20 protein-coding genes are annotated in these 26889 nt (G+C 67.8%); 8 read left to right on the plus strand and 12 right to left on the minus strand.

The window, feature by feature from the left end; translation table 11 throughout:
* Nucleotides 1–173: 173 nt before the first annotated feature.
* From GA0116996_RS20990 to GA0116996_RS21005, 4 genes are all read right to left on the minus strand, one after another.
* A complete protein-coding gene (locus GA0116996_RS20990) occupies nucleotides 174–3380 on the minus strand; it encodes an efflux RND transporter permease subunit (RefSeq protein ID WP_092315457.1) in 3207 nt (1068 codons plus the stop codon).
* Nucleotides 3381–3383: 3 nt separating this feature from the next.
* Nucleotides 3384–4619 carry an efflux RND transporter periplasmic adaptor subunit gene (locus GA0116996_RS20995; RefSeq protein WP_092315459.1) on the minus strand — a complete coding sequence of 412 codons (1236 nt, stop codon included), beginning with the start codon at nucleotides 4617–4619 and terminating at the stop codon, nucleotides 3384–3386.
* Nucleotides 4620–4881: 262 nt separating this feature from the next.
* A complete protein-coding gene (locus GA0116996_RS21000) occupies nucleotides 4882–5520 on the minus strand; it encodes an MOSC domain-containing protein (protein WP_018004991.1) in 639 nt (212 codons plus the stop codon).
* Between the two features lie 151 nt (nucleotides 5521–5671).
* The gene (locus GA0116996_RS21005; protein WP_092315567.1) at nucleotides 5672–6844 is read right to left on the minus strand and encodes an MFS transporter; all 1173 of its coding nucleotides are present in this window, start codon (nucleotides 6842–6844) and stop codon (nucleotides 5672–5674) included.
* 228 nt (nucleotides 6845–7072) lie between these two features.
* Here GA0116996_RS21005 and GA0116996_RS21010 point away from each other — a divergent pair, with 228 nt between their 5' ends.
* The 3 genes from GA0116996_RS21010 to GA0116996_RS21020 all read left to right on the plus strand — a co-directional run bounded on the left by GA0116996_RS21010 (nucleotide 7073) and on the right by GA0116996_RS21020 (nucleotide 10412).
* Entirely contained in the window at nucleotides 7073–8089 is a 1017-nt protein-coding gene (locus GA0116996_RS21010) for a glycosyltransferase (RefSeq protein ID WP_092315461.1), read from the plus strand.
* Nucleotides 8086–8478: a GtrA family protein gene (locus GA0116996_RS21015; protein WP_341845116.1), complete on the plus strand. Its 393-nt coding sequence runs from the start codon at nucleotides 8086–8088 to the stop codon at nucleotides 8476–8478. Before GA0116996_RS21010 ends, GA0116996_RS21015 begins: the two co-directional genes overlap by 4 nt.
* A 122-nt stretch (nucleotides 8479–8600) precedes the next feature.
* Entirely contained in the window at nucleotides 8601–10412 is a 1812-nt protein-coding gene (locus GA0116996_RS21020) for a hypothetical protein (RefSeq protein WP_092315463.1), read from the plus strand.
* A 4-nt stretch (nucleotides 10413–10416) separates the two neighbouring features.
* Here GA0116996_RS21020 and GA0116996_RS21025 read toward each other — a convergent pair whose 3' ends face one another.
* On the minus strand, nucleotides 10417–11442 hold the full coding sequence (locus GA0116996_RS21025; RefSeq protein ID WP_092315465.1) for a D-2-hydroxyacid dehydrogenase family protein: 1026 nt from the start codon (nucleotides 11440–11442) through the stop codon (nucleotides 10417–10419).
* A 539-nt stretch (nucleotides 11443–11981) separates the two neighbouring features.
* On the opposite strand from GA0116996_RS21025, the gene GA0116996_RS21030 reads away from it, so the two are divergent.
* Entirely contained in the window at nucleotides 11982–13838 is a 1857-nt protein-coding gene (locus GA0116996_RS21030) for a phosphoenolpyruvate carboxykinase (GTP) (RefSeq protein ID WP_092315467.1), read from the plus strand.
* Between the two features lie 55 nt (nucleotides 13839–13893).
* On the opposite strand, the gene GA0116996_RS21035 is transcribed toward GA0116996_RS21030, so the two are convergent.
* Both GA0116996_RS21035 and GA0116996_RS21040 read right to left on the minus strand, forming a co-directional pair.
* Nucleotides 13894–14580, minus strand: a complete 687-nt coding sequence (locus GA0116996_RS21035) for a response regulator (protein ID WP_092315469.1) — start codon at nucleotides 14578–14580, stop codon at nucleotides 13894–13896.
* A complete protein-coding gene (locus tag GA0116996_RS21040) occupies nucleotides 14577–15983 on the minus strand; it encodes a cache domain-containing protein (RefSeq protein WP_092315471.1) in 1407 nt (468 codons plus the stop codon). Before GA0116996_RS21040 ends, GA0116996_RS21035 begins: the two co-directional genes overlap by 4 nt.
* Before the next feature lie 402 nt (nucleotides 15984–16385).
* Here GA0116996_RS21040 and GA0116996_RS21045 point away from each other — a divergent pair, with 402 nt between their 5' ends.
* The 3 genes from GA0116996_RS21045 to GA0116996_RS21055 all read left to right on the plus strand — a co-directional run bounded on the left by GA0116996_RS21045 (nucleotide 16386) and on the right by GA0116996_RS21055 (nucleotide 19360).
* Nucleotides 16386–18458: a carbon starvation CstA family protein gene (locus GA0116996_RS21045; protein WP_092315473.1), complete on the plus strand. Its 2073-nt coding sequence runs from the start codon at nucleotides 16386–16388 to the stop codon at nucleotides 18456–18458.
* A 24-nt stretch (nucleotides 18459–18482) separates the two neighbouring features.
* Entirely contained in the window at nucleotides 18483–18677 is a 195-nt protein-coding gene (locus tag GA0116996_RS21050) for a YbdD/YjiX family protein (protein ID WP_092315474.1), read from the plus strand.
* 224 nt (nucleotides 18678–18901) lie between these two features.
* Complete coding sequence (locus GA0116996_RS21055; protein ID WP_092315476.1) at nucleotides 18902–19360, plus strand: hypothetical protein; 459 nt, start codon at nucleotides 18902–18904, stop codon at nucleotides 19358–19360.
* A gap of 258 nt (nucleotides 19361–19618) precedes the next feature.
* On the opposite strand, the gene GA0116996_RS21060 is transcribed toward GA0116996_RS21055, so the two are convergent.
* Nucleotides 19619–19909, minus strand: coding sequence for a hypothetical protein (locus GA0116996_RS21060; protein ID WP_092315478.1), 291 nt, complete (start codon nucleotides 19907–19909; stop codon nucleotides 19619–19621).
* A gap of 201 nt (nucleotides 19910–20110) precedes the next feature.
* Between GA0116996_RS21060 and GA0116996_RS21065 the strand changes: the two genes are divergently transcribed.
* A complete protein-coding gene (locus GA0116996_RS21065; RefSeq protein ID WP_092315480.1) occupies nucleotides 20111–21052 on the plus strand; it encodes a LysR family transcriptional regulator in 942 nt (313 codons plus the stop codon).
* 75 nt (nucleotides 21053–21127) lie between these two features.
* Here GA0116996_RS21065 and GA0116996_RS21070 read toward each other — a convergent pair whose 3' ends face one another.
* The 4 genes from GA0116996_RS21070 to GA0116996_RS21085 all read right to left on the minus strand — a co-directional run bounded on the left by GA0116996_RS21070 (nucleotide 21128) and on the right by GA0116996_RS21085 (nucleotide 26846).
* A complete protein-coding gene (locus GA0116996_RS21070; RefSeq protein ID WP_092315482.1) occupies nucleotides 21128–23806 on the minus strand; it encodes a DNA topoisomerase III in 2679 nt (892 codons plus the stop codon).
* 158 nt (nucleotides 23807–23964) lie between these two features.
* Nucleotides 23965–24369 carry a thioredoxin family protein gene (locus tag GA0116996_RS21075; protein ID WP_092315484.1) on the minus strand — a complete coding sequence of 135 codons (405 nt, stop codon included), beginning with the start codon at nucleotides 24367–24369 and terminating at the stop codon, nucleotides 23965–23967.
* A gap of 82 nt (nucleotides 24370–24451) precedes the next feature.
* Nucleotides 24452–25654 carry a DNA-processing protein DprA gene (dprA, locus tag GA0116996_RS21080; protein WP_092315486.1) on the minus strand — a complete coding sequence of 401 codons (1203 nt, stop codon included), beginning with the start codon at nucleotides 25652–25654 and terminating at the stop codon, nucleotides 24452–24454.
* Nucleotides 25655–25661: 7 nt separating this feature from the next.
* Complete coding sequence (locus tag GA0116996_RS21085; RefSeq protein ID WP_092315488.1) at nucleotides 25662–26846, minus strand: LysM peptidoglycan-binding domain-containing protein; 1185 nt, start codon at nucleotides 26844–26846, stop codon at nucleotides 25662–25664.
* Between the last annotated feature and the right edge of the window lie 43 nt (nucleotides 26847–26889).

Below are 26889 nucleotides of genomic sequence, written 5' to 3' on the forward strand. Positions count from 1 at the left end.
AGGTAAAGCGCTTAGATCTACGTTCGGGCGCATGTAGTGCATATGCCACATGTATGCAATGTTTCGAGCAAGGTCAGAGTGGAAGATGGACGTTCCGTCATGGCAAACGCCCATCGCTTCGCTCGCCCTTCCGCGGCCAATGGGAAGGGGTGGGGGAAACCTTACAGATGGCGTCAGTGCTGCCGCACAGCCTCTCCGGGCGCCTTCTCCGGCAGCTTGTTGCCTTCCGCGTCGATCTGCAGCGGCCCGGTACCGGAGAACCGGTCCAGCGCCAGGTAGATCACCGGCGTGATGAACAGCGTGATCACCTGCGAAAACAGCAGGCCGCCCACCACCGCCAGGCCCAGCGGCTGGCGCAGCTCGGCGCCGGCGCCCAGGCCCAGTGCCAGCGGCAGCGCACCCATCACCGCGGCGAAGGTGGTCATCATGATCGGCCGGAAGCGCAGCAGGCACGCCTGCCGGATCGCCCTGGCCGGGGTCATGCCCTGCTCGCGCTGCGCCGCCAGCGCGAAGTCGATCATCATAATCGCGTTCTTCTTGACGATGCCGATCAGCATCAGCACGCCGATCACCGCGATCAGCGACAGCTCGACGTTGAAGATAAACAGCGTCAGCAAGGCGCCCACCGCCGCCGACGGCAGGCCCGCCAGGATGGTGAGCGGGTGGATGTAGCTCTCGTACAGCACGCCCAGCAGGGTGTAGATCACGGCGATCGCCGCCACCAGCAGCACGATCTGTGTCGCCTGCGAAGACTGGAACACCGCCGCGTCGCCGCCCCAGCTGGTGAAGATCGAGGTCGGCATCGCGATCTCCTGCTTGTAGCGGTCGATGCGGGCGGAAGCATCGCCCAGCGCCGCGCCCGGGGCCAGGTTGAACGACACCGTCACCGACGGCAGCTGCCCCTGGTGGTTGACCGCGATCGGGCCGACCCGGCGCTCGGTGGTGGCGAAGGCCGATACCGGCACCATCTGCCCGGTCTTGCTGCGCACATAGAGCTTGGAGAACGCGCTTTCGTCGGTGCGATCGACATCGGCCGCCTGCAGGATCACGTAGTAGTTGTCGATCGGCGTGTAGATGGTCGACACCTGGCGCTCGCCGAAGGCCGAATACAGCGCGGTGCGCACGTCCTGCATCTGCACCCCAAGCGCATTGGCCTTGTCACGGTCGATGGTCAGGTGCGCCTCCAGTCCGGACTGCTGCGAGTCGCTGGTGACGTCGCGGAACAGGCTGTCAGCGCGCATCTTCGCCATCAGCTGGTCGGAGTAGTCCTGCAGCTGCCCGGCCTTCACGCTCTGCAGCGTGTACTGGTAGCGGCTCTTGCTCTGGCGCCCGCCCAGCTGCAGGTTCTGCACCGGCGCGAAGTACACCGCCAGGCCCGGCACCCCGGCGACGTCGCGGCGCAGTGACTCGATCACCTTGGGCATGGCCCCGCGCTCGCCGCGCGGCTTCAGTTCCACGAACATGCGCCCGGTATTGATGGCCGGCGACGGGCCGCCGCCGATGGCGACCACGATGCTCTTGACCGCCGGGTTGGCGCGCATGCGCTCGGCCGCGTCGCGCAACCGTTCCGACATGGCGTCGAAGGAAATATCCTGCGGCCCTTCGGCGTTGACGCGGATCTGGCCGATATCCTCTTCCGGGAAAAAGCCCTTGGGAATGGCGACGAACAGCACCGCGGTCAGCACGAAGGTCAGACCCGCCGCCACCAGCACCGTGCGCCGGTGCGCCAGGCACCAGTCCAGCCCGCGCGCGTAGCGGTGCAGGGTGAACTCGAACAGGTTCTCGAACCACTGCGTCGAGCGCATGCCCAGGGTCTGCCTCTGCGCCACGGCGGGCTGCGGCGGCTGTCCCGGCGGGTGGTCGCCATAGGCGTGGTGCGATTCGTCCACCGGCACGTTCTCGGCCGACAGGAAACGCGCGCAGAGCATCGGGATCAGCGTCAGCGACACCAGCGCCGACACCAGGATCGCCAGCGACACCACCGCGGCGAATTCGTGGAACAGCAGCCCGATCACGCCCGGCATGAAAAAGATCGGGATAAACACCGCCACCAGCGAGATCGAGATCGACAGGATGGTGAAGCCCATCTCGCGCGAGCCCACCAGCGCGGCCTTCAGCGGCGCCACGCCTTCCTCGATATGGCGCACGATGTTCTCGAGCATGACGATGGCATCGTCGACCACCAGCCCCACCGCCAGCGTGATCGCAAGCAGCGAGACGTTGTCCAGGCTGTAGCCGAACGCCTTCATCAGCGCCACCGTACCGATCAGCGAGATCGGCAGCGACACGGTCGGGATCAGCGTGGCCGCGGCGCGGCGCAGGAACAGGAAGATCACCATCACCACCAGCGCCACCGTCAGCGCCAGCGTGAACTGCACGTCATGGATCGATTCGCGGATCGAGCGCGAGCGGTCGTTGACCACCGACACGTTGATCGAGCCCGGCATCTGCTGGATCAGGCGGGGCAGGGCGGCATGGATCGCATCGACCACTGCGACGGTGTTGGCGTCGGGCTGGCGCAGCACCGCCAGCACGATCGAGCGCTCGTTGTTGAGCCAGCTGCCGGTCTTGATGGTCTCGACGCTGTCCTCGACCTCGGCCACGTCGGACAGGCGCACCAGCGCGCCGTTGGGCTGGCTGGCGACGATGATATTGCGGAAGGCGTCGGCATTGGTGAGCTGCCGGTTGGCCTGGATCGTCAGGGTCTGGCGCGCGCTGTCGAGCGTGCCCACCGGCGTGTTGGCGTTGGCGCGGTTCAGCGCGGTGGCCAGCTCGTCCAGCGTCAGCCCGCGCGCGGCCAGCGCATCGGGGTGGGCGCGCACGCGCACGGCAAAGCGCTTCTGCCCGAAGATCTGCACCTGCGCCACGCCCGGCAGCGTTGCCAGCGTCGGCGAGATCAGGTTGTCGCCGAAGGCGTTCAGGTCGGCCAGGCTCATCGCCGGCGAGTTGATCGCCAGCAGCAGCACCGGCGCATCGGCCGGGTTGACCTTGCGGTACGACGGCGGCGTCGTCATCTCGATCGGCAGCGAGCGCTGCGCGCGGAACAGCGCCGCCTGCACGTCGACTGCCGCATCGTCGATATCGCGGTCGTTGTTGAACTCGATGGTGATGCTGGAGTTGCCGAGCGTGTTCGACGAGCTGATCACCGACACGCCCGGAATCGTCGCGAACTGCTTCTCCAGCTGCGTGGCCACCGACGCGGCCATGGTCTCGGGGCTGGCCCCGGGCAGGGTCGCGGTGACCTGGATCACCGGCGAGTTGAAACTGGGCAGCGCGGCAATGGGAATGGTCGGATACAGCACGATGCCGGTGACCACCACGGCCAGGCACAGCAGCACCGTCATCACCGGACGGCGAATGCAGAGTTCCGAGAGCGTCATGGCTCAGTGCCCCGCGCTGGCAGGGCGGGCGGCAGCGGCACCCGAAGCGCCGCGCGCCGCCGCCTCGCGCACCAGCGCGCCGGGGCGCAGGTTCTGCGTGCCTTCCACCACCACGCGGGCGCCGGGCTGCACGCCCTCGACCACGGCCGCGGCGGCGGTGGTCGTCACCACCCGCACCGGCACGCGCGCCACCTTGCTGTCGGGCTGCACCACATAGACGAAGCGGCCCTCGGGCCCGGTCACGACCGCCTGCGGTGGCACTGACAGCGCGTCCTTGAGCGTCTGCACCACGGCACTGACGGTGGCATAGGTGCCCGGCCACAGCCGCTGCTCTTCATTGTCGAACTGCGCCTTGACGCGGATGGTGCCGTACTGGGGATCGACCGTGTTGTCGACGAAGCTGATGCGCCCGGTCACCGGCGCCTGGTTGCCGTCGTTGGGCTGCGCGGTGACCTGCACCGGGCCGGCGCGCAGCGCCTCGCGCAAGGCCGCCAGCTGGCGTTCGGGCAGGCTGAAGGTGACGGCGATCGGCTGCACCTGGGCGATGGTGACCATCGGCTGGGTGCTGTTGGGCAGCACCAGCGAGCCCGGGAAGGCGTTGATCACGCCGGTGCGGCCGCTGATGGTGGCGCGGATGGCGCCGTAGCTGACCGCTACGCGGCTGGCCTCGATCGCGGCCTGGTCGGCGCGCACGGTGGCGGCGAAACCATCAACCCTGGCCTGCGCGGTATCGACCGCGCTCTTCGAGATGAAATTGCGCTGCAGCAGTTCCTGGCTGCGCGCCAGCGTGCGGCGGGCATCGGCCAGGTCGGCCTGGTCGCGCAGCAATTGCGCCTGGGCCTTGGCCAGGTTGGCCTCGTCCATGCGGGTATCGAGCGAGAACAGCAGGTCGCCAGGCTTGACGGTCTGGCCTTCCTTGATATGGACGGTGCGCACGGTGCTGGACACCTGCGGCCGCACCTCCACCGTCGACAGCGCCGTGACGTTGCCGTTGGCCGAGACCTGCAGCGGCACGTCGCCTTGCTGCACCGGCGCGGTCGCCACGATGGCCGCCGCGGGCGGCTTGGGCGCGGGCTTCGGCGCCAGCCACGTGCGCCACGCAAACCAGCCCAGGCCGGCGACGGCCAGCACCACCAGTACCGCCAGCCACGGCGACACGCGGCCGCGCCCGGCCCCGGCGGCCGCCCTCCAGTTGCTGTCGACGAAGCCCTTGGGCTGGTCGATCCTGTCAGATTTCATGTTGTGTGGACCCTCTGCCCCGCGTCTTCAGCGCTACTCCCCGTGTACCGCCCGGCATGTTGTGTCGAGATTGCTGCCAGTGCGTGTCGCGCAAAGACTCTACTAGTACCGCGCTTCGCCCGCCGGAGCCAGCGCCGCGTATTACAGTCCGTTACAGGGGTGCAAGGGTCTGGTAATGCCCGGCGCCGGCAAACGCCGTCCGGGCCACAGGGGAAGCCGGAGATGTGTTTAGCGGGGCGCTTGTATGGTTAGACAAACATTATCAGAAAAGCTGCCGCCGGCCATCGCGGCGCCACTGATTTACGCTGTCGACCGACAATTCCCGTGGTCCGGCCTGCACAATTACAGCATCGCCGGCGCGCACTTCGCCCTTCAGCACCACGCTGAGATAGACCCCGGAGTAGCCGCTCTGCACCATGTCGCGCACCGCGTGGCGGTAGCCCAGCGCGGCGTTGAACTTGTAGCAGGGCTGGCGCGGGGCCTCCACGCGCAGCAGGGCGGTGCCGACCCGTACCAGGTCGCCGATCCATAGCGCGGACTCCAGCAAACCCTCCAGCGTCAGGTTTTCCCCCATCGCACCGTAGGGCAGCGGAGGCCCGGAGTCAGGCTGGGCGCAGGCGCGGCGGCGGGCATTCCACCAGGCGTAGTGCTCCGAGGGATAGGCATAGACCGCCTTGTCGAGGCCGCCGTGCACGGTCAGGTCGCCCTGCTCGTCGCCCGCCAGGCCCAGTTGCTGCACCTGGACCCGCAAGGGGTGCAGCAGCGTGCTGACCGGATGCTTGCGGATGCCCGACAGCACCACCGCCTCGGTGCCCGCGCCCGCCACCACCAGCGGGATGGCCTTGCCCAGGCTGACCGCCAGCACGCGTGCAAGGCCCGGCCAAGGTCTCGAATCGCTCACGTGCGCCCCCGCTTCGTGGTTGTGGAAAGGGATGTGGATAAGCTGCGGATATCCCTGAGGATAACGGGGCGGATAACGCTGTGGACAAGTGCTTGGTGCGGTTCCTCACAAGGCACCGGCGGGGGGTCGCGGCGCGTGTTTCAGACCGGAATCAGAGCTGCCGGACCGCTTGCGCAGGCTGCCAGTGGCAGCCCAGCAGGCGCGCGCGCTGCGACACCGCCAGCGCCGCCAGCATCAGCGCCGCGGCGCCCCAGTGCAGCGTGTCGGGCCCCGCCAGGGTATAGATCGCGGCGCCGGCCATGGCACCGGCGGCCTGTCCCAGGTAGATCGAAGAAGAGTTCAGCGAGATCGACACCGAGGCCCGCTCCGGCGCCAGCAGCACCAGCCGCGCCTGCTGGGCGCTGTTGGTGGCAAAGCCGCCCACGCCCCACAGCATGAACAGCGCGACCAGGGCCACGCTGCCGAGCCCGGCCAGCGGCCACAGCACCATCGCCGTGATCGACGTCAGCAGCGTCACCTGCACGATCCGGCTCGGCGTGACCCGGTCCATGCGCGACGCCGCCATGGCGTTGCCGAACACCCCGCAGGCACCATAGGCCAGGAACATCAGGCTGAGCGCGCCGCCGCTGATGCCATAGACGTCGCGCATCAGCGGGGCGATATAGGTAAACAGCGTAAACATGCCCGCCGACGAAATCATGGTGGTCAGCACCACCAGCATCACCGGCTTGTGGCGCAGCACCGCGCCCCAGGCCTCGCGCCCGGCCGGCGGCACCATCAGCCCGCGCGGCAGCGCGCGCCACACCGCCACCGCCACCAGCAGCGCCATCACCCCTACCAGCGCCATGCTGACGCGCCAGCCCAGCGTGCTGGAAATCCACGTCCCCAGCGGCACGCCCACCACGCTGGCGACGCTCCAGCCCAGGAACACAAAGCTGATGGCGCGCCCGCGGGTCTGCGCATTAACCAGCAGCGGCAGCGTGGCCGCGGTCTGCGGCGTATAGATGGCCGCCCCGATCGCGGTCAGGAAGCGGATCGCCATCAGCGCCGCAAAGCTCGGAGCCAGCGCCGCGGCCACGTGCATCACCCCATAGACCAGCAGCGAGCCCGCCAGCAGCAGCCGGCGGTCGATGCGCGACCCCAGCGTGGCGAACAGCGGCGCGCCCACGCAGGTGGCCAGCGCGAACACCGAGATCAGCTGCCCGGCGCTGGCCGCGCCCAGCCCGAAATCGCCGGCAATGTCGTTCAGCATGCCGGTCACGATCATCGCACCGGTGCCGATGACGAAATTGCCGACGCAGAGCGTCACGAGCCTGGGGTCCATGCCGGCCATGGGAGAGGAGTAGAGCGATTGGGGGAGTCGTGTGCGACCCGGCGTATACCTTTCAGGCCGGGCGCGGCGCCAGTGTAGCGGTTTTGTCCAATTCGGGTTGACGGCGAGCCGGCTTGCCGGGCAAACCCACGCGCGAGGACGCTGACTTGCTCCATTTCATGCCAGTAAGGTAGCCTATCGGGCTCCCTTTGACCGGATCGCCGGTTCCATTGCCCTGATATGTCCGAAAATCGCCAGCCCACCGTGGCTGTCATCGTTCCCTGCTACAACGAAGCCGCGACCATTGCCGATGTCGTGCTTTCGTTCCGTAGCCATTTGCCTGGCGCGACCGTATACGTCTTCGATAACAACTCGGTCGACGCGACGGCGGAACGGGCGCGCGCGGCCGGCGCCGTGGTGCGCGCCGTGCCGCTGCAGGGCAAGGGCAACGTCGTGCGCCGGATGTTCGCCGACGTCGAGGCGGACATCTACGTGATGGTCGACGGCGACGGCACCTACGATGCCAGCGCCGCGCCCGCCCTGGTGCGCCGCCTGTGCGAGGAAGGCCTCGACATGCTGGTGGGCGCACGCGTCAGCGAAGAGCAGGCCGCGTACCGTTTCGGGCACCGCTTTGGCAACGTGCTGCTGACCAGCTTTGCCGCCGCCCTGTTTGGCCGCACCTTCACCGATATGCTGTCCGGCTACCGCGTGTTTTCGCGGCGGTACGCCAAATCCTTTCCCGCGCACTCGTCCGGTTTCGAAATCGAAACCGAACTCGCGGTGCACGCGCTGGAACAGCGCATGCCTGTGGGGGAACAGCAAACGACGTATCTTTCGCGACCCACCGGTTCTGAGAGCAAGCTGAACACCTACCGCGACGGTTGGCGCATCCTGATGACGATTCTGAAGCTGTTCAAGTCGGAAAAGCCTCTGGCGTTCTTTTCCACAGGCTTTTTCGCCTGTTCCTTGCTGTCGGTGCTGCTGGCGTTCCCGCTGTTGACGACCTACCTCGACACCGGCCTGGTGCCGCGCCTGCCGACGGCCCTGCTGTGTGTCGCGCTGGCCCTGCTGGGGATGATCCTGCTGACCTGCGGCATCGTGCTCGATACCGTCACGCAAGGACGGCTGGAAATGAAGCGCCTCGCCTATCTGCGCGAGCCGCCGCCACCGCCCACGTGGAGCGAACCCGCGGCCGGTGCGGCGCTGTCGCGCGCCAGCATGACCGCGGCGCCAGCCGGCGCTGCCGTGCACTCGTGATCCGCCGGCAACTGACAGGGTTCCTGATCGCGGGCGCCATCGGTTTCGGCGTCGACGCCGGCATCTTGTATGCCGCCCTCGCGCTTGGCGCCGGCCACTTTGCCGGCCGCCTGCTGTCCTTCCTGGCCGCCGCCTTTGTCACCTGGCGCATCAACCGGCGTTTCACCTTTCCCACCCGGAATGCCGAGCCACCGTGGCGCGAGTGGCTGCGCTACCTGTCGGCCATGTCCGCCGGCGGCGCCATCAACCTGCTGGTATACAGCGTCGCCGTCCACCACCTGCCGCCAGCGGCCTGGGGCCCGCTGCTGGCGGTGGCGCTGGGCACGGGGAGCGGGCTGGTGTTCAATTTTCTGTCTGCCAAGCTGTGGGTATTCCGTCACCGCTCCTGAGCGCGCGCACGGCCGCCGGCAGACCAATATCCTTGCCCATGCGTTTGCTTGCTGCCACGTTGCCCCGCCTTGCCGCCCTGGTCGCGAGGCTGAGCGCACCCAGCGCCCCGAAGTGGGCGTGCTTGCTGATACCGTTCGGATTCGGCCTCTATGCCCTGAAGCTGGGCCAGGACCGGAACTGGGACCTGCTGAATTACCACCTGTACAACCCCTACGCGCTGCTCGGCGGCCGGGTCGGGCTCGATCTGGCGCCCGCCCAGCTGCAAAGCTATTTCAATCCGCTGCTCGACGTGCCGTACTTCCTGATGACGAAGTACTGGCCGGCGCCGTTGGCGGGGTTCGCCATGGGACTGCTGCACGGTGCGGCCTTTGTGCTGGTGTACGGGATCGCCGCATCCTTGCTGGTTTCTGCGCAGCAGGATCGGGCGCACCAAGCGCGGCAGCGGCTGACCGCCATGCTGCTGGCCCTGGCGGGCTGCCTGGGCCCGGCTTATCTTTCCGAGCTCGGCAACACCATGGGCGACAACGCGACCGCTTTGTTCGTCCTGGCGGGATTCCTGGTACTGGTGCGCACGCGCGATGTGCTTGCGGGGCGCGGGCGCGCTGGCTGGCTGTATGCGGCGGCAGCCGGCATGCTGGTGGGTGCGGCCACGGGTCTCAAGCTGACCAATGCGCTGTATGCGGTCGCGATGTGCCTGGCTTGCCTGTTCCTGGCGCAACACTGGCTGCGGCGGCTGGGCCTGGCGTGGTGGTTCGGCGTGGGCGTGCTGGCCGGCATTGCGGTGACCTCCGGCTATTGGTTCGCAATGCTCTGGGAAGCGTTCCGCAACCCGCTGTTTCCGCAGTTCAACGGCGTGTTCGGCAACCCGTTGGCGGCACCGATCAGCGTTGCCGATACCCGCTGGCTGCCGCGCAGTGTGTCGGAAGCGTTGCTCTTTCCCTTTGTCATGGTGCTGAAAGCCCAGCGCGTCGGCGAGTTGCCGACCCGGCCCTTTGTCTGGCCCGTGCTCTATCTGCTGGCGGGGGCATGGCTGGTGCAACGGGCGTGCCGCGCTACCGGCGCCGGGTCGCAGTGGGCGGATTGCGGCCGGCCACCGCTCGTGGCAGCGGCACGCGCCTTGCTCGTCTTCCTGTTAGCGAGTTATCTGGTTTGGCTTGGCCTGTTCAGCATCTACCGGTACTGCGTGGCGATGGAACTGCTGGCGCCATTGGCAGCATGGATCGTGATGCAGCAACTGCTACCGCCGAAGTCAGCCGGACGCGCCGGCGCCGTTGTGCTGCTGGTCGCGACGCTCGCCAGCGTGGCGACATCGCACACCTGGGAGCATGCGTCATGGGCACGGCAGGCTTTTCGCGTGACGCTGCCGAGCGCGCCGCTGGATGCGGGTACCAGCGTGTTTTTCGTTGGCGGGAGGGTACCGCAGGCGTGGATGGCACCGCATTTCCCTTCATCCGTAGCGTTCGGTGCGCTCAGCTCGAACTTTCCAGAGGGACATGGCTTCCAGCCACGCCTCGATGGCATGCTTGCCGGTCGCGGCGGAGCCGCCTATGCCGTCATACCGGCCGCTGTCAACTCGCGCGAACGCATGGTGGCGCGCTGGAACACCATGCTGGCCAGCACGGGCATGCGTGCGGGGACATCCTGGTGCTCGACCCTGGAGACACTTGCCCAGAAGGTGCGCCTGCGGGCACGTGTTGCACAGGGCATGGTGGCCGGCCAGCCTTGCACCCTCGAATTGCTGCCACGGGACAGGCGCGACCTCGCCGCGGAAAACCTTGCCGAAGCGCAAGCCCATGCCGCGGACCTGGTGCGCTATGGCCTCACGCTCGAGCCCGGCGCGTGCCGGACCTATGAAGCCTTCATCGGCGACCAGCCCGTGCCGTACCAGTTTTGCCCGTTGTCGGCACGGAACGCGCGCCGAACCGCGGACTGAACCCTCAGCGCGTCAACACCGGCGCCAGCGCCTTCGGATTGACGATGCAGTCATGCTTGCCGTCCAGCACGTCCAGGATGTTCTGGAACGCCGTGCGGAAATACAGCTCGTAGCTGTCGCGTTCCACGTAGCCCAGATGCGGCGTGCAGATGCAGTTTTCCATGCGCAGCAGCGCGTGGCCCTGCAGGATCGGCTCGGATTCAAAGACGTCGATCGCCGCCATGCCGGGGCGGCCGCGGTTCAGCGCGGTGACCAGGGCGTTCTCTTCCAGCAGTTCGGCGCGGCTGGTATTGACGAACAGGGCGGTCGGCTTCATGGCGGTCAGGTCCGCCTGCTTGACGATGCCGCGAGTGTCGTCGTTCAGGCGCAGGTGCAGCGACAGCACATCGCTGTCGGCGAACAGTTGCTCCTTGGATGCCGCCACGTCCAGGCCGTCGGCGCGCGCGGCTTCCTGTGAGGCCTCCCGCCCCCAGACCAGCACCTTCATGCCGAAGGCGCGGCCGTAGCCGGCCAGCAGCCGGCCGATCTTGCCGTAGCCCCAGATCCCCAGGGTCTGGCCGCGCAGCACCTGGCCCAGGCCGAAATTGGGCGGCATCGTCGTCGATTTCAGCCCCGACTGCTGCCACGCGCCGTGCTTCAGGCTGGCCACGTACTGCGGAATGCGGCGCTGGGCGGCCATGATCAGGGCCCAGGTCAGTTCGGCCGGCGCCACCGGCGAGCCCACGCCTTCCAGCACCGCCACGCCGCGGTCGGTGGCGGCATCGAGGTCGATATGGCTGCCGGGCCCCGCGCCGACCCGGCCGGTCTGGCTGATCAGCTTCAGTTTGGGCAGTTTTTCAAGCAGTTGGCGCGTGATTCGGGTGCGTTCGCGGATCAGCACCACGGCTTCCACGTCCGACAGGCGCGCCGCGAGCTGGCCCACGCCCTTGACGGTGTTGTTGAACACCTTGACGTCGTGCCCCTCCAGCAGGCTGAAACAAGGCAGCTTGCGCACGGCATCCTGGTAATCGTCGAGTACGGCAATCTTCATCGGCAACCCTGGTTATCTTCGGGACGTTGTGCCAGTTGGTGCGCGCGCCCACCGAGGCGCGTGCCGGCCAACAGTATTGTTGTGAAACGTTTGCGAACCCCGCACCGGCGTGCCGCAACCCTGGCGCCGCGGGGTGCAAATCCCGCGCCGGCCGACGCCGGCAATTGTTGCGCAGCAAAAAACAGGGGGGTGCGCCAGTGGTATCCTTGCCCGCTCCGGTGCCGCCGCGGATTGTCGGTCGAGCATTGCTCCCGTCACGCGGCTGCCCCCGGACAAAGCCCGGCCGGCAACTGCGGGCCACGCTGCGCGGGCGAAGCGCCACTGTAGCGCAGCCGCCGTGACCGCCGCGACCTTTTGCGCAAACCGGGCCGCCGCGGAGTTGTAACGGGATGTGACGCTCCCGAGGCGGCCCTTGCAGCGAGACTGCAGGGACGCAGCAGCAGTGACGGTTCCGCCCCCCGGCACGCAGGACAACCCGCCGGCCAGGCTTTGCAAGGATTCCTTCCCTTCCTTCCCTTTAAAAACCTGGAGTTTGCAGTATGAACCACCCCACGATGCAAGGTACGGCAGCCGTCAATGCGCCGGCCTGGGTCAAGCACCCCAAGCTGATTGCCTGGGTCGCGGAAATCGCCGCGCTGACCAAGCCCGACAACATCTACTGGTGCGACGGCTCGCAGGAAGAATATGACCGCCTGTGCGAGCAGATGGTCGCCGCCGGCACCATGAAGCGGCTGAACCCGGCCAAGCGCAAGAACTCCTTCCTGGCCCTGTCGGACCCGTCGGACGTGGCCCGCGTCGAAGACCGTACCTTCATCTGCTCCGAGAAGCAGGAAGATGCCGGCCCGACCAACAACTGGACCCCGCCGGCCGAGATGCGCCAGACCCTGGCCGGCCTGTTCGACGGCTGCATGCGCGGCCGTACCCTGTATGTGGTGCCGTTCTCGATGGGGCCGCTGGGTTCGCCGATCGCCCATATCGGCGTGGAACTGTCCGATTCGCCGTACGTGGCGGTCAACATGCGCATCATGACCCGCATGGGCAAGGCCGTGTACGAGGTGCTGGGCAGCGACGGCGCCTTCGTGCCGTGCGTGCACACCGTGGGCAAGCCGCTGGCCGCCGGCGAGCAAGACGTGGCGTGGCCGTGCAATCCGACCAAGTACATCGTGCATTTCCCGGAAACGCGCGAGATCTGGTCGTTTGGCTCGGGCTACGGCGGCAATGCGCTGCTGGGCAAGAAGTGCTTCGCGCTGCGGATCGCCTCGACCATGGGCCGCGACGAAGGCTGGCTCGCCGAACACATGCTGATCCTCGGCGTGACCTCGCCCGAGGGCAAGAAATACCATGTCGCCGCCGCCTTCCCGTCGGCCTGCGGCAAGACCAACTTCGCCATGCTGATCCCGCCCAAGGGTTTCGAGGGCTGGAAGGTCACCACCATCGGCGACGACATCGCCTGGATCAAGCCGGGTAAGGACGGCCGCCTGTACGCGATCAACCCGGAAGCCGGCTACTTCGGCGTGGCGCCGGGCACCAGCGAGAAGACCAACTACAACGCGATGGCGACGCTCAAGGAAAACGTCATCTTCACCAACGTGGCGCTGACCGACGACGGCGACGTGTGGTGGGAAGGCATGACCAAGGAAGCGCCCGCGCACCTGATCGACTGGCAGGGCAAGGACTGGACCCCGGAGATTGCGAAGGCCACCGGCGCCAAGGCCGCGCACCCGAACGCGCGCTTCACCGCGCCCGCGTCGCAATGCCCGTCGATCGACGACAACTGGGACAACCCGGCCGGCGTACCCATCGATGCGTTCATCTTCGGCGGCCGCCGCTCGACCACGGTGCCGCTGGTGACCGAAGCGCGCAACTGGACCGAGGGCGTCTACATGGCTGCCACCATGGGCTCGGAAACCACCGCGGCGGCGGCCGGCCAGCAAGGCGTGGTGCGGCGCGACCCGTTCGCCATGCTGCCGTTCTGCGGCTACAACATGAGCGACTACTTCGGCCACTGGCTCGAACTGGGCAACAAGCTCCAAGCCGCGGGCGCCAAGCTGCCGAAGATCTACTGCGTCAACTGGTTCCGCAAGGACGCCGACGGCAACTTCGTGTGGCCGGGCTTCGGCGAGAACATGCGCGTGCTGTCGTGGATGATCGACCGCGTGGAAGGCAAGGGGCAGGGCGCCGAGCACGTGTTCGGCACCTCGCCGCGGTACCAGGACCTGAACTGGAACGGTGTCGAGTTCTCGCCGGCGCAGTTCGAGCTGGTAACCTCGATCGACCGCGATGCCTGGCAGAAGGAACTGGCGCTGCATGACGAGCTGTTCACGCAGCTCAAGCACCACCTGCCGCAGGCGCTGGCGCAGACGCGCGCGGCGCTGGGCAAGCGACTGGACGGCTAAGCGGCCCAAGGGCCTGAGCCAGTCAACGCCCGCCTTGTCCAAGGCGGGCGTTTTTTTATCCGGCCTCGCTGTCCCCCAGCGTCTCCACCGCATACTTCACCAGCCCGGCGCGCCCCTCGATCCCCAGCTTGCGCTTCAGGTTCAGCCGATGGGTCTCGACGGTGCGCACCGACACCCCCAGCTGCGCCGCGATCTCCTTGTTGGCCAGGCCGCGCCCGATGCCGCGCAGGATATCGCGCTCGCGCGGCGTGAGCGCATCGAGCGGGCCGGCCGCGGGGCTTTGCTCGGCGATGCCGCGCGCGATGCGGGCGCTGTAGAACACGCGCCCGGCCAGCACCGAGCGGATCGCCGCGATCAGCTCGTCGGCCGGGGCGTCCTTGAGCACATAGCCGCGCGCGCCGGCGCGCACGGCCTGGCGCACGTATTCCAGGTTGTCGTGCATCGACACGATCAGCACTGCCAGCTCGGGATAGCGGTCGTGCAGTGCCGCCGCCAGCGCAATGCCGCCCATGCCGCGCATGCCGATATCGGTGATCACCAGGTCCGGCATGTCGGCCGCGCCGGCGCGGTCCAGCCACGCCAGCGCGGCTTCGCCGTCGTCGGCTTCGCCCACCACGCGCAGTCCGGGCTGCAGCGCCAGGTGCATGCGCATGCCGTCGCGCACCAGCGCGTGGTCGTCGATCAGCAGCACGCGCGCGGGTGCTTCGTGGTCTTCGCGAACTTCGGCAAGAAACTGGATCATGACTGCGAGGGTCCTGCGGTAATGGCAGCGCGCGCGGCGGCCGCGGGGCGGGCCAGCGGCAGCGAGGCGATGATCTGGGTGCCGCCCGGGCCGGAAAGGATGTCGAACTGCCCGCACAGCGCGGCGATGCGCTCGCGCAGGTTGCGCAGGCCAATGCCGCGCTGCGGGTCGGCCTGCATGCGCCCGACGTCAAAGCCGTGGCCGTCGTCGCGCACGGCCAGGCGCGTGGCATCGGCATCGAAGGCGAGCGATACGGCGACGCGCCGGGCGCCGGCGTGGCGCTCGACGTTGGTCAGCGCTTCCTGGGCGATGCGGAACAGCGCCGTGGCCTGCTCGTCGGGCAGTTCGCGCGGGGTGCCGCTTTGCGTGACCACGATCTGGAGGCCGCTGCCGCCCTGCATCTCGCGCGCCAGGTGCTGGAGCGCGGCGAACAGCCCCAGGTCGTCGAGCAGCGCCGGGCGCAGGTTGCGCGCCACCCGCCGCACTTCATTGAAGACGGTGTCGAGCCGGTTCAGCGCCATGCCCAGCACCGGCGCCACCGCCGCGCCCTCGGCCGGGGCCAGGCGCAGCCGGTTGGCGGCGGTCTCCAGCACCAGCTTGACCGAGACCAGCAGCTGGCTGATGCCGTCGTGCAGCTCGCGCGACAACCGCGCGCGCTCTTCTTCCTGCGACTGCACCACGCGTTGCGCCAGCTGGCGCAGCTTGGCGTCGGCCTCGCGGTGTTCGCTGATATTCAGCGCCAGGCCGCTGGCCGCCACCAGCAGGATGCTGATGCCGGCGATCACGCCGATCCACGCCATGGTCTCGCGGATATCGGTCTCGGCGCGCGCATCCAGCTGGCGCAGCGTGCTTTCGACGTCATCCAGGTAGATGCCGGTGCCGAGCATCCAGCCCCATTCGGGCACCGCCACCACGTAGCCGAGCTTGGGCGCCAGCTGCTGCGACGAGGGCTTGCGCCACTGGTAGCGCACCGCGCCGCCACCGCCCCTGGCCGCGGCGATCAGTTGCTGGATGGTGGGCGCACCCTGCGGGTCGCGCAGCGTCCACAAGTCCTGGCCGACCAGTTCCGGCTGGCGCGGATGCATCAGGTTGCGGCCCTGCAGGTCGTACAGGAAGAAGTAGCCGTCGGGGCCGTAGTCGAGCCGCGCCAGTGCTTCCATCGCCGCCTGGCGCGTGGCCATGTCGTTGCGGCCGGACCGCACCAGCGGCGCGATCGCGCTCTGTGCCAGCTCTACGTAGTGGCGCAGCTCGGTCTCCTTGCTCTGCAGGTAGGCGGCCTCGACCAGCGCGCGTTCATGCTGCGCGAGCTGGGTGGCCTGGTAGCGCACCGCCAGCGCGATGCCGAGCATCGCCACCGCAAGCGGTGCCACGGCGAGCAACAGGATTTTCTGGCGGAGTTTCATACAGGACCGGGGGGAGCGGGGGTAAACACCGATGCCGCGCAGGCGGCATGCCACCGTCGACTTGCGTAGTACTACGCAGAAGTGCTGCGTAGTTACGCGCTTGTGCGGGGTTTGGCGGGTGTCAATACTACACGCCGAAAGCGCCGCCGCCCCAGCAGGGCGCATGCGCCGACGCAGTTGGTGCACCGTCCACACCCGGACGGTGCATCGCCTGCCTGCAAGACGAGATCCGGAAACGACGACACAACCGGGCGAGCAGCAGCATCCCAGGAGACACCCTCACCGCGGATTGCCCGCTGCCCGCCCTCGGCGCACCCCCCGCTGCCGATCCTGCCCGTTGCCAGTTGCCAGTCCTTCGCCGCCGCAGGCTTTCCAAATCCCGGTCTGAGGAGACCCTTCACTATGAATCGCATCGGAGAACACCTGGTGTGGCTGGCCGTCGCCGTCCTTGGCGCGTTTGCCTTCGGCACCGTCGCGCTCGCGCGCGGCGAAGCCGTCAGCGCGCTGTGGATCGTGGTTGCCGCGCTCTGCATCTACCTGATCGCCTATCGGTACTACAGCCGCTTTATCGCCGACAAGGTGATGCAGCTCGATCCCAAGCGCATGACGCCCGCGTGGCGCCACAACGATGGCCTGGACTACGTGCCGACCAACAAGGCGGTGCTGTTCGGCCACCACTTCGCCGCGATTGCCGGCGCCGGCCCGCTGGTGGGTCCGGTGCTGGCCGCGCAGATGGGCTATATGCCCGGCATGCTGTGGCTGCTGGCCGGCGTGGTGTTCGCCGGCGCGGTGCAGGACTTCATGGTGCTGTTCATCTCGACGCGCCGCGACGGCCGCTCGCTGGGCGACCTGGTCAAGTCCGAGATGGGCACGGTGCCGGGCATGATCGCGCTGTTCGGCTGCTTCATGATCATGATCATCATCCTGGCGGTGCTGGCGCTGATCGTGGTGAAGGCGCTGGCGGACTCGCCGTGGGGCACGTTCACCGTGGCGGTGACCATCCCCATCGCCATCTTCATGGGCATCTACACCCGCTACATCCGCCCGGGCCGCATCGGCGAGGTGTCGGTGATCGGCTTCGTGCTGCTGATGCTGGCCATCATCGGCGGTCAGTACGTGCATGAAAGCGCGACCCTGGCGCCGCTGTTCACCTACGACGGCAAGGCGCTGACCTGGATGCTGATCATCTACGGCTTTGTCGCCGCCGTGCTGCCGGTGTGGCTGCTGCTGGCCCCGCGCGACTACCTGTCGACCTTCCTGAAGATCGGCACCATCATCGCGCTGGCCGTCGGCATCCTGATCGTCGCGCCGGAGCTGAAGATGCCGGCCTTCACGCAGTTCGCCGCGGGCGGCGGGCCGGTGTGGTCGGGCAACCTGTTCCCGTTCCTGTTCATCACCATCGCCTGCGGCGCGGTGTCGGGCTTCCACGCGCTGATCTCGTCGGGCACCACGCCCAAGCTGCTGGAGAACGAAACCCACGCGCGCTTCATCGGCTACGGCGCGATGCTGGCCGAGTCCTTCGTCGCCATCATGGCGCTGGTCGCCGCCGCGGTGATCGAGCCCGGCGTGTACTTCGCCATGAACAGCCCGGCCGCGGTGATCGGCACCACGCCCGAGGCGGTGGCCCAGGCGGTATCGACCTGGGGCTTCGTGATCACGCCCGACGTGCTGGTGCAGACCGCCAAGGACGTCGGCGAGAACACCATCATCTCGCGCGCCGGCGGCGCGCCGACGCTGGCCGTGGGCATCGCCCACATCCTGCACCAGGTGGTCGGCGGCCAGGCCATGATGGCGTTCTGGTACCACTTCGCCATCCTGTTCGAGGCGCTCTTCATCCTGACCGCCGTCGACGCGGGCACCCGCGCCGGCCGCTTCATGCTGCAGGACCTGCTGGGCAGCTTCGTGCCGTCGATGAAGCGCACCGACTCGCTGCCGGCCAACCTGATCGCCACCGCGCTGACGGTGGCCGCCTGGGGCTACTTCCTGTACCAGGGCGTGGTCGATCCGCTCGGCGGCATCAACACGCTGTGGCCGCTGTTCGGCATCTCCAACCAGATGCTGGCCGCGGTGGCGCTGGTGCTGGGCACCTGCGTGCTGGTCAAGATGAAGCGCGGCCAGTACGCCTGGGTCACGCTGGTGCCCACGGTCTGGCTGCTGATCTGCACGCTGACCGCCGGCTGGCAGAAGCTGTTCCACGCCGACCCGAAGGTCAGCTTCCTGACCCACGCGGCCAAGTTCAGCGCCGCCATCGCCGAAGGCAAGGTGCTGGCTCCGGCCAAGTCGATGGAGCAGATGCACCGCATCGTCTTCAACGATTACCTGGACGCGGGCCTGTGCGCGCTGTTCATGGTGGTGGTGCTGTCGATCGTGTGCTACGGCTTCAAGACCGCGCTGCAGGCCCGCGCCGTGACCCGCCCGACCGACAAGGAAACGCCGTTCGAGCCGCTGCCGGGCGCTGCTTCGGCCCAGTCCTGATCCTGACATCGACAAGGAGCCGCCATGCTGGATCAACTTGGCACCATGGGCCGGTACCTCGGGCAGTCGCTGCGGCTGATGGTCGGGTTGCCCGACTACCAGACCTATGTGGCGCATATGGAAAGCACGCACCCTGACCGCGCGCCAATGAGCTACGAGGAGTTTTTCCGCGAGCGCCAGGAAGCGCGTTACGGCGGCGGGCAGGGCAAGTGCTGTTGACGGTACGCTGAGCATCGCTCCCGAACCTGGCTCGGGGCAGACAAAGCAGACAGGCGATCACACGGTCGCCTGTCTTTTTATTGAGTGTTGTATTTTCACCGCGCCTTTGTAATGGCCCGATACCGTTTCTGCAGGGGGTTACAGGGCTTTACAGGTGGTTACAGCAAGGCTGCGGCACCTTATCTACACTTGCGACACATCATGGCAATTCGAGGAAAAAACATATGACTCGCCATCCCGTTCGCAACCTGACCGTTGCCCTTGCCCTGGCGGCCTGCGCGCTGCCGGCCTTTGCGGGCGACATGAACAATGCCCTCGGCGGCGCGCTCGGCGGTGTCGCCGGTGCCGCGGTCGGCGGCGCGCTGGGGGGCAGCACCGGCGCCGTGATCGGCGGTGCGGTGGGCGGCGGCGCCGGTGGCGCGGTCACGTCCAACCGCCGCGAGCGCACCGGCGCCATCATCGGCGGCGCGCTGGGCGGTGGCGCCGGCACCGCGGCCGGCAACGCCATGGGCGGACGCACCGGCGGCCTGATCGGTGCCGGTCTGGGTGGCGGCGCGGGCGCGGCGCTGGGCGGCAATATCTCCCGCAACAACTCGTACGACGACGATCGCCGCTACTACAACAAGAGCCATTACAAGCGCAAGAAGCACAAGCACCACCATCGCCACCACTACGACGATTAAGTCGCAGCGCAGTCAGCAAAACGGGCCGTTATGGCCCGTTTTTCTTTTTGGCGCCGCCACCGCGGGTATCCCCCCGACCTTGTTGCGTTGCGGCGTCTGGCATAATCGACCACGAACCGCGCCGGATCTGCCGGCGCCAGAAACAAAGAAGCCCGCACCGGTCCCGGTGCGGGCTTCTTCTCCAATAAAGCGGGAGAGACGCGGGGCGCTCTCCTAAAGACCTGTGGAGACCAGGTTCAAGCGGTGGACCGTGCCGGCTCAGAGCGGGGCGCGATCGGTCGTGGTGTCGTACTTCGCGCCTTCCGAGAAGGTGTCGAACTTGCCGGTGCGGGCGCCGCCGGTGAAGGTGTCGAACTTGCCGGCCTTGGCACCGTCCGTGTACGGGTCGAACTTGCCGGCGCGGACGCCGTCGGCGTAGACATCGAAGCTGGCTACCTTGGCGCCGTCGGTGTAGACGTCGAACTTGCCATTCTTGGCAAAGGCGGGCGCGGCGGAGAGGGCGGCAGCGACGGTGGCGACAGCGATGAGGGCGTAACGATTGGTTTTCATGATTCAGGCCTTCCTTGTAGCGTGGATGCCTGATCCGGCACTTTCAGGTGAAGGGCATGTTGCATTGCGGCATCCGATGGCTAGATATTAGGCATTTCCCTCATATCAATAAATATCAGGATCCACAATGATTAGTTTTGATTCGGACAATAAAATAAGCTGATTGCGTAAGAATTCAGCAAAGAACCGGGAGACTATGTCATGGATCGCCTGCAGTCGATGCGTGTGTTTTCCAAAGTGGTGGAGCTCGGCAGCTTCGCGCGTGCAGCGCAGCAGCTGGAAATGTCCAACGCGGTGGTCACGCGCTACGTGGCCGACCTGGAAAGCCACCTCGGCACGCGCCTGCTCAACCGGACCACGCGCAGCCTGTCGCTGACCGATGCCGGCGAGACCTACCTGCAGCGCTGCCAGCAGATCCTGGAAGACGTGGAGGAAGCCGAAAGCGTAGTCACCGCGCGCAGCCAGTCGCTGTCCGGCACGCTGCGCCTGGTGACGCCGGTGATGTTCGGCCTGCACCTGTTGCCCGAGCTGCTGTCGCGCTTCCAGCAGCTTTACCCTGACGTGGTGTTCGACGTGATCCTGTCGGACCGCAATGTCGATATCGTCGAGGAAGGCCGCGACGTGGCCGTGATGCTGTCCGACCTGGGGCTGGGATCGCACCTGGTGGCGCGGCCGCTGCTGTCGGCCGAGGTGATCCTGTGCGCCTCGCCAGGCTATGTCGCCGCGCATGCGCCGATCCGCCATGCGCACGAGCTCAGCCACCATCGCTGCATCGCCATGCGCCTGCCCAGCGCCGAGCACGAATGGACGCTGCTCGGGCCCGAAGGCGAGGTGACCGTGCCGATCCGCCCGGGGCTGCTGTGCAGCAACGCCGAACTGGCGCACCAGGCCGCGCTGGCGGACATGGGCGTGGCCATGCTGTCGTCCTACCTGGCGCGGCCCAATATCGAAGCCGGCCGGCTGGTGCACGTGCTGCCGCAGTACCAGTTGCCCCGGCGCGATGTCAGCGTGGTCTATCCGAGCCGCAAGTTCCTGCCCACCAAGGTGCGCGCCTTTATCGATTTCCTGCTGGAAGAGGGGCACGTGCGAAGCAAGGAGGAGCAGCCGGCCGTCAGCCTGGGCGCCCACGCCTTGCGTACATGACGGCGGCGCCCGCGCGGAGCCGCAGCAAATAAAAAACGCCCGGCAATGCCGGGCGTTTTGCCTGGGTGGCCGCGCTTACTCGCCGGCGGCCGCCGCGCGCGTCTTCTTGGCCGCGGGGGTCTTGGCGGGTGCCTTCTTGGCCGCGGCCTTCTTGGCAGGCGCCTTGGTGGCAGCGGTCTTGGTCGCGGTCTTGGCGGCGGTCTTGGTTGCCGGCGCCGCTTCGGCTTCCGCCGCGCCGCGCGATGCCGCCTTGGCCGGAGCCTTGGCCGCCGTCTTGGCGCCGGCCTTGGGCTCGCGCACCTCGAACTCGAAGCCGATCTTGCCGTCGGGCTGCTTGACCAGGAAGGCCTTGAAGTTGCGGCCGGTGCGCGACGACTTGAAGCCGGTCAGCAGGTCGGTCTTGCCTTCGTTGAGCAGCTTGCCGATCTGCTCGCGGCTGATTTCCTGCTGCAGGATGATCTTGCCGGTGGTGAAGTCGCAGCTCTTCGGGCTGGTCGTGCTGTTCTCGCAGACATACTTCATGCCGTGCTCGAACACCGAGCCGCCGCACTTCGGGCAGGTTCCCACCGGCTGCTGGCCGCTGAAGTCGACCGGCTCGCCGTCGCCCTCGTCATCGTTCTGGCCGAAGTCGAACTCCATCTTGTAATGGCCTTCGTCGTCCTTGCCCAGCTTGAGGATGGCGGCGAACGGGCGGCCCATCTTGCTGCGGAAACCCTGCAGCGGACCGATCTCTTTCTTCAGCAGCAGTTCCTCGACTTCCTCGATCTCGAACTGGCGCCCGCCCGGGATCTTGCTGATCGAGAATTCGCACGCGGTGCAGGCAAAGCGACGGTAGTTCTCCTTGACCTGTCCGCCGCACTGCGGACACGGCGTGTCCAGCGTGGCGTAGTCGCCCGGGATGGTGTCGCTGTCGTATTCCTTGGCGCGCTTGACGATCTGCTGCGTCATCTGCGCGATCTCGCGCATGAACTCGTCACGCTTGAGGCGGCCGCGCTCGATCTGCGACAGCTTGTGCTCCCACTCGCCGGTCAGTTCGGCCTGGGTCAGTTCCTGCACGCCCAGGCCACGCAGCAGCGTCATCAGCTGGAACGCCTTGGCGGTGGGGATCAGCTCGCGGCCTTCGCGCACCAGGTACTTCTCGGTCAGCAGCCCTTCGATGATTGCCGCGCGCGTGGCCGGCGTGCCCAGGCCCTTGCCGGCCATGGCTTCGCGCAGCGCGTCGTCGTCGACCAGCTTGCCGGCGCCTTCCATCGCGGACAGCAGCGTGGCTTCGTTGTAGCGCGCGGGCGGCTTGGTGGTCAGGCCGACGCCCTCGACCTTGTCGGTCTTGACCTTCTCGTCCCTGGCCACCGGCACCAGGTTGGCGGCGTCCTTGTCACCCTGCGCCTCGCGGCCGTAGATCACCAGCCAGCCCGGATTGACCAGGACCTTGCCTTCGGTCTTGAAGTGGTGGCCGGCGACTTCCGTGATGCGGGTCGTGACCTGGAACTCGGCCGCGGGGAAGAACACCGCCAGGAAGCGGCGCACCACCAGGTCGTACAGCTTCTGCTCCGGCTCGGACAGGTTCTTGGGCGCCTGCAGCGTCGGGATGATGGCGAAGTGGTCGCTGATCTTGCTGTTGTCGAAGATCCGCTTGTTCGGCTTGACCCATCCCTGCGCCAGGATCTTCTTAGCGTGCGGCAGGTAGTTGGGCGAGCTGTCGGCGAGCATGTCCATGGTCTGCTTGACCGTGTCCATGTAGTCCTCGGGCAGCGCGCGCGCGTCGGTACGCGGGTAGGTCAGGACCTTGTGCTTTTCATACAGCGCCTGCGCCAGGCCCAGCGTATTCTTGGCCGAGAAGCCGAAGCGCGAGTTGGCCTCGCGCTGCAGCGTGGTCAGGTCGAACAGCGCCGGCGACTGCTGCGTCGACGGCTTGGATTCCTCGGTGACGGTGCCCGGCTTGTCACGGCAGGCCGCGACGATGCTCTTGGCCTCGGCCTCGCTCCACAGGCGCGACTCGCGCGCCTCGGGGTCGAACTCGTTCTTCTTGAACTTGGGATCGAACCAGCGGCCTTCGTACAGGCCGGCGGCGGCGATGAACTCGGCGCGCACTTCCCAGTAGTCGCGCGGCACGAAGTGCTTGATCTTCTCTTCGCGCTCCACCACGATCGACAGCGTCGGCGTCTGCACCCGGCCGACGGTGGTCAGAAAGAAGCCGCCGCCCTTGCTGTTGAAGGCGGTCATGGCGCGCGTGCCGTTGATGCCGACCAGCCAGTCAGCCTCGGAACGGCAGCGCGCGGCATCGGCCAGCGGCAGCATGTCTTCGTCTTCGCGCAGGGCCGCAAAGCCATCGCGGATCGCCTGCGGCGTCATCGATTGCAGCCACAGACGGCGCACCGGCTGTTTGGCCTTGGCCTGCTGCGCGATCAGGCGAAAGATCAGTTCGCCTTCGCGCCCCGCGTCGCAGGCGTTGATCAGCGCGGTCACGTCCTTGCGTTTGATCAGCCGGTTCAGCACCTTCAGGCGCGACTCGGTCTTGGCGATCGGGCGCAGGTCGAAGTGCGGCGGGATCACCGGCAGGTTGGCGAAACTCCACTTGCCGCGCTTGACCTCGTATTCGTCCGGCGCGGCGATCTCGACCAGGTGGCCGACGGCGGAGGACAGCACGTAGTCATCGCTCTCGAAATACTCGTCGTGCTTGGTAAACCCCCCGAGGGCACGGGCGATATCCGCCGCAACCGACGGCTTTTCCGCGATGATGAGGGCTTTTGACATGGGAAGGGTCCTTGCGGGCTGCATCCGGCAACCCGCTAATTGCACTGCAAACGTAGTAATCCGAACGCCGGGGGGCTATGAGGCGCCAATAATAAGCGCGGTTTCGACGGCGGTGCAAGCCAGCCTCATGGCGGCTCGCCTGCCGTCACGCGCGCCGCCTAGGCGCCGCCGCGTCCCCCACCAAGCAACCAGTCCAGCACCTCCGGCACGTCTTCGGCGGGCGTCGGCATGGCCGCGCCGCGCGTGAGCATGCGCTCCAGCACCTCGATATGCGGCAGCAGGGTGCCATAGAACTGCGGCGTACCACCCGCGGCCGGCTGCACCAGCACCGTCGGGAAATTCTCGATATCGATATCGCCGAGCGCATCCGCATGGGTCTCGATATCGATCCAGACAAAGCAATCATCCGGATGGCGCTCGGCCAGCGCCGTCAGCGCCACCAGGTAATCCCGGCACGTGCCGCACCACTGCGCGCACAGGCAGGCCACCAGGCGGCCCCGCGGCCGCGCCGCCAGGGACTCGGCAATGGCGCCGGCGTCACGTTCAGGAAAGTAAACGGTCATGGCATCGGAAACATGAGGTGCCCGCGACACACGGACAGCCGGCGCATTGTATCGGTATTGCGCGGACGCCCCGGCGCAGCCTTCATGCAAGGCGCCGGAACAGGTTTCCCGGTAGACGCTCGGCATGCCCGGCCAGTTCCAGCTCAAGCAGGCGCGCCGCGGCGGCGTCCGGGGGCTGGCCGCTGCGCTCGCACAGCGCATCCAGCGTAACCGGATCGTAGCCGAGGGCGGCCAGCAGGGGGTCGGCGGGATCGGCAAATTCAGACTGGTCCGAAGCCGGCGGCGATGCCACGGCCTGCGCTCGCGGCCGGCCAGGCACCGGTGCGGCCGGCCCCAGATTGATTTCCTCCAGCACGTCCTGGGTGCGCTCCACCAGCTTGGCGCCCTGGCGGATCAGCAGGTGGCACCCCTGCGACAGCGGCGCGTGGATCGATCCCGGCACCGCGAACACCTCGCGCCCCAGCTCCGCGGCCAGCCGCGCGGTGATCAGCGAGCCCGATCGCGCCGCCGCTTCCACCACCAGCACTCCATGCGCCAGCGCTGCGATGATGCGGTTGCGGCGCGGGAAGTTGGCCGGCAGGCCCTGCATGCCGAGCGGGAATTCGGTAACCACGGCGCCGCGCCGGGCAACCTCATGGGCCAGGGCCAGGTTGTCAGAGGGATAGACCCGGTCGGCCCCCGTCCCCGTGACCGCGATGGTGCCGCCGCAGCCAGTCAGGCCGCCGGCATGGGCGGCGGCGTCGATGCCCAGCGCCAGGCCGGAGATCACGGTCAGGCCCGCCTCGGACAGCTCGCGCCCGAACGCCTGCGCATCGCGCTTGCCCTGCTCGGTGGCATTGCGCGCGCCGACGATGGCGACTGCGGGGCGGGCCAGCAGCGCGGGATCGCCTTTGATATATAGCAGCGGCGGCGGATCGTGCAGGTCGAACAGGCGGCGAGGGTAGGCATCGTCGGCCAGCGTCAGCAGGTGGTTGCCGGGCGTGCGCAGCCACGCCAGCGTGCGTTCGACCAGCGCCGGCAGCCCGGCCCCCGGCGTGGCCAGCAGCGCGCGCGCCAGCTTGGCCGGGACCACGGCAGACAGCGCCGTCACGCTCTGCGCCAACACCTGCCGCGGCAGCCCGAACGCGGCCAGCAGCAGGCGCACCGCGACCGGACCGACGCCGGGGGCACAGGCGAGTTGCAGCCAGGCCTTCAGGTCGTCGGCATCGCGGATGGCGGCTGGCGCGCCGGCGCCGGCATGGCAGGGGGATGCGGCGCCGACAGGCGCCGCCGGAGATGTCACCAAGAGCGGCTCAGCGCGGCGAGGTGGCGCGGTCGCCGACCGCGATCACGTTGGAAGCGTCGGTAACCAGCGCATACGAGACGCCGGGAAACACGCGGAAGACAAAGGCCAGCCCGTAGCGCTCGTCCGGCAGCCGGATGGCGCGGTTGCTGTCGGTCTTGTCGGTCACGGTCTCGCCGGTGCGCGACAGGGCCAGCACGTGGCCCGGCTCCACCCCGGCCCGGCTGCCGAGGTTGAGCACCACCACCTGCCTGGCGCCACCGAACTCGACCCCGCCATAGACCTTGGCGACGCGGCCGTCGAGCTGCGCGTCGGGCGCGTGCGGCACGTAGCGCAAGGCTTCGCGCGCGGGTTGCGGCATCAGCAGCGTGCCGACGCCCATCTCCTGCCTGGCCTGGGTGACCTGCATGGTCGAGACCGCGTCCGGGCCCTGCGCGCCCCGCGCCAGGCGCACATTGCCTTCATATTCGGCCTCGTAGCCCAGCACCGCCTGGGTCACGGGATCGCGCACCGGGGTGAGCGGGCGGTAGGCCTGCCAGTCGCTGCCCTGCGGCGCATCGGCGGGGATGCCGCGTGCGTAGCCAGTGTCGTCGCGGCCCAGGATGACGCGCGATTCCGACACCGCCACGATGCGCGCCGAGGTGTCGAGCGTGTCCTGGTCGACCACCAGCGGCCGGATCAGGAACGGCTCGATTTCGGCGGCCGGGATGCTCAGGATGGCGGCGCTGTCGGTGGCGCCGCTGCGTATCTGCGGCGACAGGCGCACGGTATCGCCGCCGCCCGGCGTGGTCGACAGCCAGGCACGCCCGTCGCGCTGGATCAGATACAGGATCTGGCCCGGGTAGATCAGGTGCGGATTGCGGATCTGCTGCCGGTTCATGCCCCACAGCTCGGGCCAGCGCCACGGCTGGCGCAGGAAGCGGCCGGAGATGCCCCACAGCGTGTCGCCGGCGCGCACCGTATATTGCGATGGCGCGTTGGCGGCAAGATCGGCCACGGGAATACCGTGCCGGGCGGTGCGCTGAGCTTCGGCCTGCTGGGCCGGCGTGACCGTCAGGTCAGCCGCCAGCGCCGGCAGCGCGGCCGCGGCGGTGAAGGCCGCGGCACTCAATAGTGGATAAGCAAGAAATCTGGGGATGAACGCGTGCAGCCTGCGGCCCGACGCCGCCTGGTGTTCTTTGGTAAGATCGCGCATTTTCCTGACCGGCCGGTGGTTCGGCCGGATTGACCCGGGAGAG

Origin of the sequence: Cupriavidus alkaliphilus (assembly GCF_900094595.1) — a bacterium.
Lineage (GTDB): Bacteria > Pseudomonadota > Gammaproteobacteria > Burkholderiales > Burkholderiaceae > Cupriavidus > Cupriavidus alkaliphilus.

Excerpts from the sequence above, each read along its gene's own strand:
- GA0116996_RS21040 (WP_092315471.1), bottom strand. The coding sequence starts at position 15,983 with ATGAAACTCCGCCAGAAAATCCTGTTGCTCGCCGTGGCACCGCTTGCG.
- GA0116996_RS21030 (WP_092315467.1), top strand. The coding sequence starts at position 11,982 with ATGAACCACCCCACGATGCAAGGTACGGCAGCCGTCAATGCGCCGGCC.
- GA0116996_RS20990 (WP_092315457.1), bottom strand. The coding sequence starts at position 3,380 with ATGACGCTCTCGGAACTCTGCATTCGCCGTCCGGTGATGACGGTGCTG.
- GA0116996_RS21065 (WP_092315480.1), top strand. The coding sequence starts at position 20,111 with ATGGATCGCCTGCAGTCGATGCGTGTGTTTTCCAAAGTGGTGGAGCTC.
- GA0116996_RS21010 (WP_092315461.1), top strand. The coding sequence starts at position 7,073 with ATGTCCGAAAATCGCCAGCCCACCGTGGCTGTCATCGTTCCCTGCTAC.
- GA0116996_RS21075 (WP_092315484.1), bottom strand. The coding sequence starts at position 24,369 with ATGACCGTTTACTTTCCTGAACGTGACGCCGGCGCCATTGCCGAGTCC.
- GA0116996_RS21070 (WP_092315482.1), bottom strand. The coding sequence starts at position 23,806 with ATGTCAAAAGCCCTCATCATCGCGGAAAAGCCGTCGGTTGCGGCGGAT.
- GA0116996_RS21055 (WP_092315476.1), top strand. The coding sequence starts at position 18,902 with ATGACTCGCCATCCCGTTCGCAACCTGACCGTTGCCCTTGCCCTGGCG.
- GA0116996_RS21085 (WP_092315488.1), bottom strand. The coding sequence starts at position 26,846 with ATGCGCGATCTTACCAAAGAACACCAGGCGGCGTCGGGCCGCAGGCTG.
- GA0116996_RS20995 (WP_092315459.1), bottom strand. The coding sequence starts at position 4,619 with ATGAAATCTGACAGGATCGACCAGCCCAAGGGCTTCGTCGACAGCAAC.
- GA0116996_RS21025 (WP_092315465.1), bottom strand. The coding sequence starts at position 11,442 with ATGAAGATTGCCGTACTCGACGATTACCAGGATGCCGTGCGCAAGCTG.
- GA0116996_RS21045 (WP_092315473.1), top strand. The coding sequence starts at position 16,386 with ATGAATCGCATCGGAGAACACCTGGTGTGGCTGGCCGTCGCCGTCCTT.
- GA0116996_RS21005 (WP_092315567.1), bottom strand. The coding sequence starts at position 6,844 with ATGGACCCCAGGCTCGTGACGCTCTGCGTCGGCAATTTCGTCATCGGC.
- GA0116996_RS21060 (WP_092315478.1), bottom strand. The coding sequence starts at position 19,909 with ATGAAAACCAATCGTTACGCCCTCATCGCTGTCGCCACCGTCGCTGCC.
- GA0116996_RS21035 (WP_092315469.1), bottom strand. The coding sequence starts at position 14,580 with ATGATCCAGTTTCTTGCCGAAGTTCGCGAAGACCACGAAGCACCCGCG.
- GA0116996_RS21050 (WP_092315474.1), top strand. The coding sequence starts at position 18,483 with ATGCTGGATCAACTTGGCACCATGGGCCGGTACCTCGGGCAGTCGCTG.